The organism is Exiguobacterium sp. s192 (assembly GCF_018618795.1).
Lineage (GTDB): Bacteria > Bacillota > Bacilli > Exiguobacteriales > Exiguobacteriaceae > Exiguobacterium_A > Exiguobacterium_A undae.
Window position 1 is genome coordinate 99,577 of sequence record NZ_JACSMS010000010.1, and the last position, 14,555, is coordinate 114,131.

At 46.4% G+C, this 14,555-nt stretch carries 15 protein-coding genes; 10 read left to right on the plus strand and 5 right to left on the minus strand.

Annotated elements, in window-relative coordinates; genetic code table 11:
* The first annotated feature begins 32 nt into the window (after window positions 1–32).
* The 5 genes from ytpR to KNP87_RS14150 all read left to right on the plus strand — a co-directional run bounded on the left by ytpR (window position 33) and on the right by KNP87_RS14150 (window position 4,245).
* Window positions 33–641: a YtpR family tRNA-binding protein gene (ytpR, locus tag KNP87_RS14130; RefSeq protein WP_026832300.1), complete on the plus strand. Its 609-nt coding sequence runs from the start codon at window positions 33–35 to the stop codon at window positions 639–641.
* Window positions 642–678: 37 nt separating this feature from the next.
* Complete coding sequence (locus tag KNP87_RS14135) at window positions 679–1,611, plus strand: hypothetical protein (protein ID WP_214722081.1); 933 nt, start codon at window positions 679–681, stop codon at window positions 1,609–1,611.
* Between the two features lie 78 nt (window positions 1,612–1,689).
* Complete coding sequence (gene murC / locus KNP87_RS14140; protein WP_214722082.1) at window positions 1,690–2,985, plus strand: UDP-N-acetylmuramate--L-alanine ligase; 1,296 nt, start codon at window positions 1,690–1,692, stop codon at window positions 2,983–2,985.
* Between the two features lie 174 nt (window positions 2,986–3,159).
* Window positions 3,160–3,672 carry a DUF2179 domain-containing protein gene (locus KNP87_RS14145; protein ID WP_214722083.1) on the plus strand — a complete coding sequence of 171 codons (513 nt, stop codon included), beginning with the start codon at window positions 3,160–3,162 and terminating at the stop codon, window positions 3,670–3,672.
* Window positions 3,673–3,804: 132 nt separating this feature from the next.
* Window positions 3,805–4,245, plus strand: a complete 441-nt coding sequence (locus tag KNP87_RS14150) for a Dps family protein (protein WP_026832304.1) — start codon at window positions 3,805–3,807, stop codon at window positions 4,243–4,245.
* A 57-nt stretch (window positions 4,246–4,302) separates the two neighbouring features.
* On the opposite strand, the gene KNP87_RS14155 is transcribed toward KNP87_RS14150, so the two are convergent.
* Window positions 4,303–5,415 (minus strand): aminopeptidase, encoded by a 1,113-nt coding sequence (locus tag KNP87_RS14155; protein WP_214722084.1) that lies wholly within the window; start codon window positions 5,413–5,415, stop codon window positions 4,303–4,305.
* Window positions 5,416–5,555: 140 nt separating this feature from the next.
* Here KNP87_RS14155 and KNP87_RS14160 point away from each other — a divergent pair, with 140 nt between their 5' ends.
* The 4 genes from KNP87_RS14160 (at window position 5,556) to ccpA (ending at window position 9,077) form a co-directional block, all read left to right on the plus strand.
* Window positions 5,556–6,128, plus strand: a complete 573-nt coding sequence (locus tag KNP87_RS14160; protein ID WP_026832306.1) for a DUF948 domain-containing protein — start codon at window positions 5,556–5,558, stop codon at window positions 6,126–6,128.
* Window positions 6,125–6,691: a YtxH domain-containing protein gene (locus KNP87_RS14165; protein ID WP_214722085.1), complete on the plus strand. Its 567-nt coding sequence runs from the start codon at window positions 6,125–6,127 to the stop codon at window positions 6,689–6,691. The genes KNP87_RS14160 and KNP87_RS14165 overlap by 4 nt, the downstream gene beginning before the upstream one ends.
* A 123-nt stretch (window positions 6,692–6,814) precedes the next feature.
* A complete protein-coding gene (locus KNP87_RS14170; protein ID WP_026832308.1) occupies window positions 6,815–7,900 on the plus strand; it encodes a bifunctional 3-deoxy-7-phosphoheptulonate synthase/chorismate mutase in 1,086 nt (361 codons plus the stop codon).
* Window positions 7,901–8,063: 163 nt separating this feature from the next.
* Window positions 8,064–9,077, plus strand: coding sequence for a catabolite control protein A (ccpA, locus tag KNP87_RS14175; RefSeq protein WP_026832309.1), 1,014 nt, complete (start codon window positions 8,064–8,066; stop codon window positions 9,075–9,077).
* A gap of 63 nt (window positions 9,078–9,140) precedes the next feature.
* On the opposite strand, the gene KNP87_RS14180 is transcribed toward ccpA, so the two are convergent.
* The 4 genes from KNP87_RS14180 to KNP87_RS14195 form a co-directional block, all read right to left on the minus strand.
* Complete coding sequence (locus KNP87_RS14180; protein ID WP_214722086.1) at window positions 9,141–9,899, minus strand: FixH family protein; 759 nt, start codon at window positions 9,897–9,899, stop codon at window positions 9,141–9,143.
* 114 nt (window positions 9,900–10,013) lie between these two features.
* Entirely contained in the window at window positions 10,014–11,204 is a 1,191-nt protein-coding gene (locus KNP87_RS14185; protein ID WP_214722087.1) for an acetoin utilization protein AcuC, read from the minus strand.
* A complete protein-coding gene (locus KNP87_RS14190; protein ID WP_214722088.1) occupies window positions 11,201–11,833 on the minus strand; it encodes an acetoin utilization AcuB family protein in 633 nt (210 codons plus the stop codon). Before KNP87_RS14190 ends, KNP87_RS14185 begins: the two co-directional genes overlap by 4 nt.
* A gap of 11 nt (window positions 11,834–11,844) precedes the next feature.
* On the minus strand, window positions 11,845–12,477 hold the full coding sequence (locus KNP87_RS14195) for a GNAT family N-acetyltransferase (RefSeq protein WP_026832313.1): 633 nt from the start codon (window positions 12,475–12,477) through the stop codon (window positions 11,845–11,847).
* A 146-nt stretch (window positions 12,478–12,623) separates the two neighbouring features.
* Between KNP87_RS14195 and acsA the strand changes: the two genes are divergently transcribed.
* Window positions 12,624–14,327 (plus strand): acetate--CoA ligase, encoded by a 1,704-nt coding sequence (gene acsA / locus KNP87_RS14200; protein WP_214722089.1) that lies wholly within the window; start codon window positions 12,624–12,626, stop codon window positions 14,325–14,327.
* Window positions 14,328–14,555: the final 228 nt, after the last annotated feature.

The following is a 14,555-nucleotide window of genomic DNA, read 5'->3' on the forward strand; positions in this document are numbered from 1 at the left end:
TGTGAGAAAGTTTGAAGGGAGTCATGGATTGAATGAATGTTTTTTATAATAAAGAAGGTGTCGGTGACGTTTTAATGGTCATCTTAGCAGACGCTCCGCGCGCTGAAATCACAGCTGAACGAAAAGGACGTGTCGCGACGATTTTCCATGGCACAGACGTCATTGGTTACAATATTTTTGAAGCTTCGGAAAAGTTTGACCTGAGCACTGTTGGACCGGTTGATCTGACACCGGAACTCGTTCAAACGATCCAGGAAGTCTTGGCAGAAGAAGGGATTACATTCGTTGCGGATGACGTCGATTATTCACCGAAATTCGTCGTTGGATTCGTTGCTTCTGCTGAAAAACATCCGGATGCTGATAAATTATCGGTCTGTCAAGTTGATGTCGACGGAAACACGTTACAAATCGTCTGTGGAGCACCGAATGTCGAAGCAGGACAAAAAGTGGTCGTGGCGAAGCCGGGCGCAGTTATGCCTTCAGGTTTGATCATTCGTCCGTCCGCACTGCGCGGAGTCGCCTCAAGCGGTATGCTCTGTTCGGCACGTGAACTCGGTCTCGCAGATGCACCGCAAGTCAAAGGGATTCTTGTGTTGGATGAAACAGCGCAAACAGGAGAGGCATTTTTAATCGGTCGATAATTCGACCGATTTTTTAACAAGATGGAGGGGTGAAGGAATGAGCAATCGTTATGAGCAGTCGTTAAAGGAACAGGCAGCACGAATTCGACGGGAATTAGCAGGCGAAAAAGAAACGAAGCCTGTTGAACGTCCGAAAAAAGAAGAACGGGAAGATCGCTTCGTGTTGACGGATGTTCCATCGCCTATTTACGGATTCCAGCGACCTAAAAAGCAACGGTCGATCCAAGAAGAGGGAATTTCAGACGAATCAGAAGTTGAGGTTTCAAGTGAGCTTAAAGAGGAAAAAACGGAAGAGTCGCTTGTAGATGCTACGGATGAGACGAATGAAACATCAGAGATCGAGACGATGGAACAGACGGATTCGACTGAAGCAGATGCGGGTCTAGTCCCGACGACTGATTCTGATTTACTTGTTCCTGAACCAATCATCGAACAAGTGCCGGAAGAACGCGTAGAAGAAATGCAACCGGAAATCGTACATGTCGTCGCGACAGAAGAAAACGAAGTCCGTGTGGAAGAAGCAACGGATGAGACGAATGAAACATCAGAAATCGAGACGATGGAGCAGACGGATTCGACTGAAGCAGATGCCGGTCTGGTCCCGACGACTGATTCTGATCTACTTGTTCCTGAACCGGTCATTGAACAAGTGCCGGAAAATCGTGTAGAAGAAATGCAACCGGAAATCGTACATGTCGCAGCGGCAGAAGAAAACGAACTCCGGTTGGAAGAAGACCGTGAATCAGAACCGGTATTCCAAACAACAGATGAAAATGCGGCGAACGTTTCCTTGACCACCATCGAAGAAACGCCAGAAAAACCGGCTGAAGAAACGGTGATCTCGCAAGCGGAACAGGTGTCGATCAAAAAGCCGGTCGGACCACCTGTAAACGTTGTGATGACAACAAAAGATTTAATGGCGATGTATCGTGCACGACGGGAACAAAATAATTTACATGGTAAAAAATAAGTCGGTTTGCTATAATGGTACAGGTTTTGTACCCAAGCCCGATGGTACGGACCGGAACGTGAATTGGAGGGCTCATATATGACAAATTATCATTTTGTTGGGATTAAAGGGACTGGCATGAGTGCACTTGCCCAAGTACTGCATGAAATGAATCATCAAGTACAAGGTTCTGATATTGAAAAGCATATTTTTACAGAAGACGCTTTACGGGCAAAAGGGATTCCATTTTTCCCGTTTAATGCGGACAACATTAAAGACGATCAAGTCATCATCCAAGGGAATGCTTTTGGGGATGATCATCCAGAAATTGCTCGGGCAAAGGAACTGGATTTAACAATTTATCACTACTATGATTTCTTAGGGTATTTGGCAAATGAATATCGTTCGGTTGCCATCACGGGCTCACACGGCAAGACATCGACGACAGGCTTGTTGTCACACGTCTTAAGTGGCATCACACCGACGGCATTCTTGATCGGTGACGGAACCGGTGCTGGTGTTGAGGACGCAAAGGCGTTTGTCTTTGAAGCGTGTGAATACAAACGACATTTCTTATACTACAAACCAGATTATGCGATCATGACGAACATCGATTTCGATCATTCGGATTACTTCACGGGCATTGACGATGTCGTATCGGCCTTCCAAGAGATGGCGATGCAAGTCAAACAAGCGATCGTCGCTTGCGGTGATGATGAGCACCTTCAAAACATTCAGGCCAATGTGCCTGTCTTGTATTATGGTTTTGGAGAAAACAACGATTTCCGGGCAGAAAATGCAACATCAACTCCGGATGGTACATCGTTTGATGTTTATCTACGGGATGATTTCTACGGCACGTTCTTGATTCCTGGATTTGGACAACACCATGTGTTAAATGCGTTGTCTGTCATTGCAATCTGTCAGTACGAAGGATTAAGCAAAGAAGATGTTGCAGAGCGTCTTGCTTCGTTTGGTGGAGTCAAACGTCGTTTCAGTGAATCGAATTTCGGATCACAGATCTTGGTGGATGATTATGCCCATCACCCGAAAGAAATCAGCGCAACCATCGAATCCGCACGTAAGAAGTATCCGGACCGGGAAGTCATCGCGATTTTCCAACCGCATACGTATACACGCTTAAAATCATTCATGGATGATTTTGCGACATCACTGCGTGAAGCAGATGCCAGTTATTTGTGCGAAATCTTTGGATCAGCTCGCGAACAAGAAGGGCAAGTTCGTGTAGAAGATTTACAAGAAAAAGTGCCGGGGTCGGATATTCTGACACGGGACAACGTATCGATTTTAAGTAAACATGAGAATGCCGTATTGCTCTTCATGGGAGCAGGGGATATTCAAACGTATCAGAAGCAGTACGAAGGTACAAAGTGAATAAAAACAAGAAGAGATAGACGCTGACGAATTTCTGTCAGCGTCTTTTTTTGTCGGTTTCGTGAACCACAAAAAACCGGAGCGATTATTGATTAAAAAGTGGTTAATTTTTCATTGCATCTTGAATTGATTTTTGGAATAGTGGGTGTATGTTATTTAGAAAGGAAAGAGGTCATGGGACAGATTTTACTCATTTTATTATTACAACTGATTTACGTGCCTGTCTTGACGTTGCGGACGATCATGCTCGTCAAAGGAAGAACCGTCATTGCAGGGGCGCTAGGAACAGTTGAGACGTTGATTTATATCTTTGCACTGGGGGTCGTCTTCCAGGATTTGACGACGCTTGGGATGATCGTTTATGCACTCGGCTTCGGCTTCGGAATCTTGATCGGAGGATTTATTGAGCGGAAACTTGCCATTGGTTACAATATGATTCAAGTCCACACACAGGAATTTCCGGCTGAATTGATCCAAGTCATCCGCGATAATGGATTTGGTGTGACGCATTATCAGGGGCAAGGACGTGATGGAATCCGTTACCGACTGGATGTGCTCGCTGCACGGACACGGATGAAGGTCTTGCGGAATCTGGTGGAAGAATACGAACCAAAAGCCTTTTTAGTGGCGTTTGATTCCGTTGATTTTAAAGGCGGTTACATGTTAAAAGGATTAAAGCGTCCTTGATTCGACGTGGTTGAAGTAAAAAAAGTCAAAAGCCGTTCAATGAATCTCCTCTGAAATCATGTTTAACCTTTGTTATTTAAGGATAAAGATGATATAGAACAATACACAGTTTTGTGAGAGGAGAAATCGAAAATGATTAGTAATCATGCTAAAACTGCTTTAAATCAACAGGTAGCAAACTATGGTGTCCTATTCGTCAAACTTCATAATTATCACTGGTATATCAAAGGACCAGATTTCTTAACGTTGCACGTCAAACTGGAAGAACTGTACACATGGGTGTCCGAACAGTATGACGTCGTCGCTGAACGTCTGCTCATGAACAACGGAGCACCTTCTGCCACATTAAAGGAATACCTGGAACAAACGACGCTTGAAGAAGCAAAATCAGGTTTGTCGGCGGATGAGATGGTCGAATCGGTCATCAGTGACTTCCAACAAATCCGTAAGGAAATGCTGGATGCCATCGAGCATCTAGAAACACAAGATGTGACGGTAGAGGACGATTTATTGGCACAAGCCAAAGAAATCGAAAAACAAATTTGGATGTTGCGGGCAACGCTAAAAAAATAAGCCCGAAAAAAAACGGATGGCTACATCCTGAAACAGGAATGAGCCGTCCGTTTGTCCTTATTTAAGATTTTCTGGATTCAACACGTCGAGTTCAGGAAGAACGAACCGGCCATCTTTACGAATCAAGACATCATCGAACCAGATTTCGCCGCCGCCATAATCGGGGCGTTGGATGTTAACCAGGTCCCAATGGACAGAAGAATCATTCCCGTTATAGGCTTCTGCATAGGCTTGACCCGGTGTGAAATGGAAGCTGCCGTCAATCTTCTCATCGAACAAGATATCCTTCATCGGATGTTGGATGAACGGGTTGACACCAATCGCAAACTCACCCACATAGCGGGCACCGGCATCTGTGTCAAACACTTGATTGATGCGTTCCGTATCATTTGCCGTCGCTTCGACGATCTTTCCGTCTTTGAATGTCAACGTGACATTTTCGAACGTGAATCCTTGATACGGTGATGGTGTGTTGTATGCAATCGTTCCATTGATGGAATCCTTGACCGGAGCAGTAAAGACTTCACCGTCTGGGATGTTGGCATTACCGGCACATTTGATTGCCGGAATGTCCTTGATGGAGAACGATAAATCTGTTCCAGGACCAACGAGGCGGACGCGGTCTGTCCGATTCATCAAATCAACAAGCGGTGTCATCGCTTCGCCCATTTTGGCATAATCCAATGTACAAACGTCGAAATAGAAATCTTCGAAGGCTTCCGTCGATTGATTGGCCAGTTGCGCCATCGAAGCGGTCGGGAAACGCAGAACGACCCATTTCGTACCTTTGACACGATCTTCCGTATGCATTTTGCCTAACGTCTGGCCGTACAGTTTCATCTTGTCAGACGGCACATCAGACAATTCGTTGATGTTGTTCCCGGCACGTAAACCGATATAGGCATCCATTGCCTGCATTTGTTTTTGTTCCACATCCGCCATCAATTGAAGTTGATCTTCCGAAGCATTACGATACAACTTTCGTAAAATGCGGTTGTCTTTCAATAAAACGAACGGAAGACCGCCTGCTTCATAGGCCGCATCGACCAATGCTTCGACGAGTTCACGTTCGATTCCAAAATTTTCGATTAATACTTTTTCACCAGGAGCAAGTGCAACCGAATAATTTATTAAATTCGCTGCAAGTTGGGTAAGACGTGGATCACGCATAAAAAAGTTCCTCCTCAAATGATGTATGTAGGTTTCATTTATCATTGTAACGGAAATAAACCATTTGGAGTAGCAGGAACGACTGTGTCAACGTCGAACTATCAACAAGACACTAGCAAAAGAAAATGGAGGCACGAATCATGGAAATCACATTAGGCGGCATCGCCGGATTAGTAGCTGCGATTGCTTTCGTAGTACTTGTCATCTTTCTTGCCCGCGTCTTGAGCGCAGCAAGCAAGACACTCAATAACGTAGCCGATACGACGGCAGGATTAGAACGTCAATTAGACGGCATCATGATGGAGACGACAGCGTTGTTACATAAAACGAATCGTCTTGTCGATACGATTGAAGAAAAAACAGAATTGCTTGCACCAGTCGCCAACTCGATCGAAGAGTTAGGCACATCACTCAATAAAGTGACGGATTCTGTCCGAACGGTTTCGGATACAGTCGCAGGTGCTGCCGATACGAATAAAGAGCAGATTGCGCAAGCAGTCCGCTGGGGTTCAGTTGCGGTTGAACTCTTCAAGAAAAACAAACCAGAACCGGGTCAAGATGTCTCTTCTTCAACGACTGCTACCACAACAGTTGAAAAGAAACCACGCCGCCGTTTCCGTAAAAAATCAGAAACACCAGTGACGCCGGAAGTCGTTTCTGTACCAGATGTCGAAAGTATTCCAGATGAGTTGAAGGGAGATCGTACGCAATGACAAAACAACACCCATACCAGACACAAGATACTTCAAAAGGTGGCGGATTCCTCGCCGGGATTATCGTAGGAGGATTGCTTGGGGCGGCGGCAGCATTGCTGTCGAGTCCAAAATCAGGTCGTGAAATGCGCGGTATGCTCGACGAGCGCACAGCGCCGGCACGTCAACGTCTGAATGAACAAACACAAGTCGTTCGTGAAAAAGCAGAACCGCTCGTAGGTGAGTGGATTCAATTAGCAAAAGACAAAGCAGCTCCTGTCATTGAAAAAGCAAAGAAAAATCCAACGGTCCAAGAAGCAGCGGAATATGCTGGATTCGAAAAAGATCAATCGAGCATCGATGCAGCACTCGCTGAAGCAGAACAACTTGTCCGCGATATCGAACGTGAAATCGGAGATGAGGTAGACGGTGCTTCAGTGGCTGAACAACTCGATACGGAAACCGTTGCCGAGTTATCTGAATTACGGGAAGATCTCGAAGGCGAAGAGAACGAAGAAGATACAGAAGACGAGGACAATGATCCCCAGTCAAAATTAAGTCATGAAAAACAACCTAAAAAATAAGTAATCCGAGCGTACTCACTGACTTTAAATAGTGAGTACGTTTTATTTATGTACAATTTCACAAGAGTTCGCTATAATTAGTTGCTATTACGAGCTATATGCTGATTAGGGAGTGGTAGAAGAATGGATCAACATGCAGAATTAAAACGCTTACGTGATGAACTCGACCTGGTAAATGCAGAATTACTTGGATTAATCAATAAACGGGGCGAGATAGCGGTTGAAATCGGTAAAGTAAAACGGGCGCAAGGAATCGATCGGTATGATCCGGTTCGTGAACGCCAGATGCTTGAATCGATTGCAGCAAGTAATCATGGTCCATTTGAAACAGGACGCCTACAGCACGTATTTAAAGAAATTTTCAAAGCCTCTTTGGAACTGCAAGGAGAAGACCGGACGCGCAAGTTGCTTGTGTCGCGTAAACAAAAGCCGACGAATACCATCATCCGGATCGGAGATGACGTCATCGGTGACGGCTCGCAACAGTTAATTGCTGGTCCTTGTGCCGTCGAAAGTGAGGAGCAGGTCTTTGAAGTGGCCGAGCAACTCGCGAAGCATGGTGTACGCTTCATGCGGGGTGGAGCTTACAAACCACGGACATCACCATACGATTTCCAGGGTCTCGGTCTAGAAGGATTGAAGATGCTGAAAAAGGCAGCTGATGCCCATGGTCTTCATGTCATCACAGAAATCATGACGCCGAGTGCAGTTGAGTCGGCTTTACCATACGTGGACATCATTCAAGTCGGTGCCCGCAATATGCAAAACTTCGATCTTTTGAAAGAAGTCGGCCGAACGGACAAACCGGTTCTGTTGAAACGTGGTTTGTCAGCGACGCTCGAAGAATTCATGTACGCAGCAGAGTACATCATGGCAAGCGGGAATGAGCAGGTCATCTTGTGTGAACGCGGGATTCGGACATACGAACGTGCGACACGAAACACATTGGATATCTCAGCTGTTCCGATTTTGAAGCAAGAAACACATTTGCCTGTCATGGTCGATGTAACGCATTCGACGGGTCGTAAAGACTTGCTCCTGCCGACAGCGAAAGCGGCATACGCAATCGGTGCAGATGCCGTCATGGTAGAAGTCCATCCATTCCCTGCGCTTGCGCTCTCAGATGCGAACCAACAACTAGATTTTAATGAGTTTGATTCGTTCATCGAGAATCTGACTTCCACTTTTCCGGCACTAAACGTTCAATGATTTTCTAAAAAGGGTAACCTATAGCGAATGAAAACGTTTTACAATGAGGGAAGAACGGGAAAAGAAACATATCTTTTCCTGTCTTCCTTTCGTGTTGCCTAAAAATGAAAATAAAAATGAAAACGAAATCGAAATGATCGCCTAAAATAAGGAGGAATTTGTTTTGAACAGTAATATAACGATTTATGATGTCGCACGGGAAGCCGCCGTGTCGATGGCAACCGTCTCACGTGTGGTGAATGGTAATCCCAATGTCAAACCGTCGACTCGCAAAAAAGTCCAGGATGCGATCGATCAGCTCGGATACCGTCCGAATGCCGTTGCACGAGGACTTGCCAGTAAAAAAACAACGACGGTGGGTGTCATCGTACCGGATATCTCAAACATCTTCTTTGCGGATTTAGCACGCGGGATTGAAGATGTCGCGACGATGTATAAATACAACATCATCTTATGTAACTCGGATCAAAATCCTGAAAAAGAAATTCATTTATTGAATACCTTACTCGGAAAACAAGTGGACGGTATCATCTTCATGGGCGGACGTCTGCACGAGGATCTTGTACGTGAATTCAAAACGTCTCCGGTTCCGATTGTACTCGCTGCAACGTTAAATCAAGACTATGACCTTCCAGCGGTCAACATCGACTATGAAAGTGCTGCGCACGATGCCGTCAAGTCATTGATTGACCACGGTCACAAACGAATTGGTTTCATCACGGGACCACTCGAACAGCAGATTAACGGAGAAAAGAAATTTGCAGGATACCGCAGTGCGTTAGAAGAGGCGAACTTGCCGTTTGATGAGCAAAACGTCGTTCTCGGAAACTATACGTATGATTCAGGAATGAAAGCGATGAATCAATTGCTTGAATTAGGAGCGGATTGCCCCCGTGCAATCTTTGCCGGAACCGACGAGATGGCACTAGGTGTCATTCATGCGTTACAGGATGCAGGTCATCAGGTGCCGCAAGATTTCGAAGTCATCGGGCATGACAACACGCGTCTCGCAACGATGATTCGTCCGAAACTGACGACTGTCGTCCAGCCGATGTATGATATCGGAGCGGTTTCGATGCGTTTGTTGACAAAAATTTTGAATAAAGAAGAAATCGAAACAAATGATGTCACGTTACCGCACCGGATTGAGGAACGCGACTCGACTCGTTCTTCGTGAAAACAACAAATCCCCTTTGCTTTTCCAAAGTGTTAACGGAAAAGCGAAGGGGATTTTGTATGATTATTTCTTAACGGTAACGAGTTGATCCTGATGATGATGCAATTGGTCATTTTCGACATGAAGACGAACTGTTGCAGTACCGGGATGAGTAAGGGATACCTCACCCACGTATTGATCCGCTTGTTTCGTCAAAGGAATGTACGTATGTTTCTCGACGCCTGGTTCAATGACTTCGATTTGAACATCGGCCTGTAGAGGTTTGCCATCGAGAAAGACATGAAAGGCAATCGGAAGTTTTGCTCCGACCATTGTCTTTTTTGCACCCATGTAGTGGACGGTTAAGCCATCTGCAGCCGCGTGCTCATGCTCATGTGCCGGCTTTGCTGTTTTTTTTTCATGTGAGTGATTCATGACGACAAAAGAAATCTTGTCCATGTGATGAAGTCCTTTTTTATCATTGATATGATAAAGTCCTTCATATTCACCTTCCGCAAGCTTCGCTTCCGCTTGATAGGTACCGGTTTTCTTTAAAGTTGCTTTGATTTTTTTATGTGCAGCTTCTTTTTCATCTGCTTTCCAGACTTCAAACGTCACGTCTTCGACGTTCACTGCTTTTTTGTTCTCAAGTGCGGTCGCTTGGAAGACGACTTTTTGATTCTCCATTGTTTTTGCCGGAACCTCGACCTTGACGTCAACAGCTGGTTTTCCAGACCCTTGCATCGTGTCGTGATCCATCGCTTGTTTCTCACTGCCGCATCCGACGAGTAACAAACCACTTGCTAAAAATACCCCCGTTAAACCAATCGTTGTTTTCTTCATCTTTTGTTCCCCCAATTGTTCGTTTACTAAGTAAAGTAATGAGACCTTATTCAGTATACCAAGAACTTGTGAAGTCCCAACGAACTAATTGTGAAAAGAACAAGACGTTTTTCCTTATTTGGAGTAGGGGGAGTGTGCCGACAAGTGTTCTTTTTTGGTGTCGTCCACAAACGGCCAAAGCAGCCGTTTGACCGTCTCCCAGTTCTTCTCCTCGATTTCAGGACGCCTTGGAATCGTCGGATAGAGCGGAAAGCGATCCCGCCAGGTTTTCGGTACGTCCGGACTTTCGGTCTGCCAGCGTGTGACCCACGAAGCGGGAAGATCGCCTTTAAAAGGTGGACGATTCGTCAAAGCAGCAAAGACTTGGCTCCAGGCACGGGGCACGACACGATACCAGTCATACCCACCGCCACCTAAAGCGACGATTCGGCCATCTGTGTAACGGTTCGCCGCCTCGACGGCGATTTGAGGAATCTGTTCATAACTCTCCATCGTCAAAGACAGGTGGGTCAACGGATCGAGGGCATGGGCGTCTGCACCGTTTTGTGTAATGATTAAATCCGGTTTAAACAATTCACAGGCTTCAAATAACACCGTCCGGTAGGCATCCAGGAATGAACCGTCTTCCGTAAATGCATCAAATGGAATATTCCAGCTGAATCCATAACCTTCTTCGGCACCACGCTCCGTGACCATCCCTGTCCCCGGAAACAGATAACGGCCGGTCTCGTGAAGGGATAGGGTCATGGCATCCGCCCGGTTATAAAACGCCCATTGCACGCCATCGCCATGATGCGCATCCGTATCGACATATAAAATCCGACAGTTATATTTTTGAATCATCGCCGCCATAGCGACCGCCGTATCATTATAAATGCAGAATCCGGAAGCCCGTCCCCGGAAGCCGTGGTGCAACCCGCCCCCGATATGAAATGTCCGGCGATATTGGCCCGATAAGACAAGGTCACATGCTTCGATGGTTCCGCCGACGAGCAGCGCCGCACTTTCATGCATATTCGTAAATAAAGGTGTATCCTCCGTCCCGAGACCATACATCTGGGCTTTCATTGGGGAAAGCTCGCCGTGTCCTGCGAGTTTTACCGCCTGTATGTAGTCCGGGTCATGAATCAGTAACAGTTCCTCGTCCGTCGCCGGTCGAGGAGCACGACAGTCTACCGTATCAAGCACGCCCATTGCTTCAAGCAGAGAGACCGTCAACTCCAACCGGATGGGATTGAAAGGATGGGTGTCCGAAAAACGATAGTGTGCTTCTTCTTGACTGTACACATAGGCAAAGTCCTTCATCGACTGACATCCGGACCAAGTACATCAAATCCTTCCTTTCGTAATTTTTCAATGATACGAATCGGATTCATTGTCTGGACACGAAAGGCAACGATGCGGACGTAAGGATCTTTTGTAGGATAGACGAGAACATTTAGGATGTTGACGTTGGTCTTAGCGAGCAGACCAGCAATCTTTGCGAGTGTACCGGCAGTGTTCTCGACCCGGATTTCGATTTGCGAACTCGGCTCCAAAGCCCCGGTCAATTGGACGAACGTCCGCAGCAAGTCCGTTTCTGTAATCAGTCCGACCAGCCGGCGACCACGTACAATCGGCAGGCAAGATAACCGGTATTCGTAAAATAAAACGGCGGCATCTTCGATGAAATCAAGCGGATGTGCAGTCATCGGGTTGCGTTGCATGATGCTGGAAACCGGATTTTGCTGATCCGTTAAAAAGGTATCCGGATGAAAGATGCTGCTGGCGCTTTGAAGTTCAGTCAGTCCGATCAGACCAAGCAGTTCATGGCGGGCATTTGTGACCGGCAGATGACGAATCTGGTGACGGCGCATCAGCTCAGCCGCATGGGCGATCGAATTGGTGGGTTGAATCGTGATGCAATGTGTTTTCATGATTTGTTCGATTAACATGCGATCCCTCCTTAATCGTACATGAAGCGTCGGCGGAGGCGTAACGCATCAAAATGCGCCACGACTTCCGGCGCCACGTGTGTACCGATTCGTGCCATCAAACAATTGGCGGGGTGGGAAGCAATTTCCGGATCGTCTGTCGGGAAAAAAACAAGTCCGCCATGATTCATCATTTTTTCCATGATTTTGCGGTAATCCCAAACGGAGAGACCACTCCCCTTTAAGTCCCAATGCCAATAATATTCAGTCGTTAAAATCAAGTAGTGCTCCATTGCCGGATCGAGCATCGAAACTTCAAGCAGTTTCTTGCCGATTTGCTGGCCGCGAAAACGAGCGGCTACTTCGATGGCACCGAGCTCTAGAATATACGGGTTGTTGCCTTCACTCCATGTTTCATAGGGATCTGGGTAAAGGAACGTGACATAACCGATGATGTCCGTTCCTTGTCGTGCGATAATGATGCGTCCCTCTTCCAAGGCGGCGATTTCGACAAGGGCCTGATGTTGTTCGAGTGGTTGTCTGAAAGCCGTTAATCCTGGATCTAACGTGTACGTAGACAGAATCTGACTGGTAACCGGTCCCTCGATTTCGACCGGACCAAGCGATGTTTCATGAGTACGATGATTGAATTGTTTTTCAAACATGTAAGCGTCACCACCTTCTTGTTTATTATAGTCGAAAGCAGGTGGTGAAAGAGAGGGATTTTTTAACAAATTGGCGGCAAATGGATTGAACTACACGATAACTAGCTTATAATGTAAGAGAGAACAGAGAAGGGGAGGAACGAGACATGAAAGTTTTGAAAGCGCTTCCGGGGAAGCATTGGTTATCTGAATATGACGGGTCAGATTCATACGATTGGCAAGAAGCGGAACAATATTTTTCTTGGGCAACGACGGGGAAAATCAATATGGCCCACGAAGCAATTGATCGTCATGCTGAAGGTGAACGAGCTGATAAAAAAGCATTAATCTACTTTGACGGGACGACTGAACAAAGCTTCACTTATGCGGATATGAAACGGTTGACGAACAAGGCGGCAAACGTCCTGACAGATGCGGGAATCCAAGCAGGAGATCGAATTTTCATCTTCATGCCACGTTCACCAGAACTGTATTTTGCGTTACTTGGTGCACTCAAAGTCGGGGCAATCGTTGGTCCGTTGTTTGAAGCCTTCATGGAGCAGGCTGTCCGGGACCGGCTGCTTGATTCCGAAGCGAAGATGCTGATTACGACAAAAGCTTTGTTACCTCGTGTGCCGGTAGAGGAGTTGACTTCACTCGAACAGATTTTCCTTGTGGATGAAGGGGTCGAAACAGATGAGAAAATTTCTGATTTCCGGATTGCTTTTGAACAAGCCTCAGAGTCGTTTGAGCCAGTCTGGCTGGACCGAGAAGATGGACTGATCCTACACTATACATCTGGTTCGACCGGAAAACCTAAAGGAGTCCTTCACGTTCAAAATGCGATGATTCAACACATGATGACGGGACGTTGGGTCCTCGATTTGCAGGAACAGGATGTCTACTGGTGTACAGCCGATCCGGGTTGGGTGACGGGAACGAGTTACGGCATCTTTGCTCCATTCTTAAACGGTGCAACGAATGTCGTCGTTGGCGGTCGCTTTAATCCCGACTTCTGGTACAGCGTCATCGAAAAGTATAAAGTGACGGTCTGGTACAGTGCGCCGACCGCATTCCGGATGTTGATGGGGGCCGGGGCGGAAGTGGCAAACACGCATGATTTGTCGAGTTTGCGTCATGTCCTGTCTGTTGGGGAACCTTTGAACCCGGAAGTCATCCGTTGGGGAAAAGAAGCTTTTGATCAACGGATTCACGATACATGGTGGATGACGGAGACAGGGGCGATGATGATTTGTAACTATAAATCGATGGACATCAAACCGGGATCGATGGGGAAACCGATCCCTGGCACCAAAGCAGCCATCGTTGATGATCAAGGCAATGAGCTGCCACCTTTCCGGATGGGGAATTTAGCGCTTAAAACACCATGGCCGTCGATGATGCGTCAAATTTGGAACAATCCGCAAAAATACGAGTCTTACTTCTTTAAAGGATGGTACGTTTCAGGAGATTCGGCTTACATGGATGATGAAGGATACTTCTGGTTCCAAGGACGCGTTGATGACGTCATCATGACAGCTGGAGAACGTGTGGGTCCTTTTGAAGTCGAAAGCCGCCTTGTCGAGCATCCAGCTGTAGCGGAAGCAGGGGTCATCGGGAAACCGGATCCGGTTCGTGGTGAAATCATCAAAGCCTTCATCTCTTTACGCGATGGGTATGAACCGACGGAAGAACTGAAACAAGAAATTCAAACGTTTGTCAAAGAAGGTCTTGCAGCACATGCTGCGCCGCGGGAAATCGATTTCCGCGATAAGCTTCCGAAAACGCGGAGCGGTAAAATCATGCGTCGTGTCTTAAAAGCATGGGAACTTAATCTCGAAGCAGGCGATCTTTCGACGATGGAAGATTGAAGATAGAAAAATAGGCATAAATCATACAAATAACCCGCTTCCGGCGTAAGTTCGGAAGCGGGTTATTTACATGAAAAAACACTGATCCTTTCAGATCAGTGTTCAGATCGTAGACAAACCCTCATTTCAACGTTGAAATGAGGGTTTGTCTTATGTAGTCGTATAAAGTGATGTGAAAAATAAGGATTCCCACCGGAATCCCATGACCAGTTCGCTAATTTTTTGAGG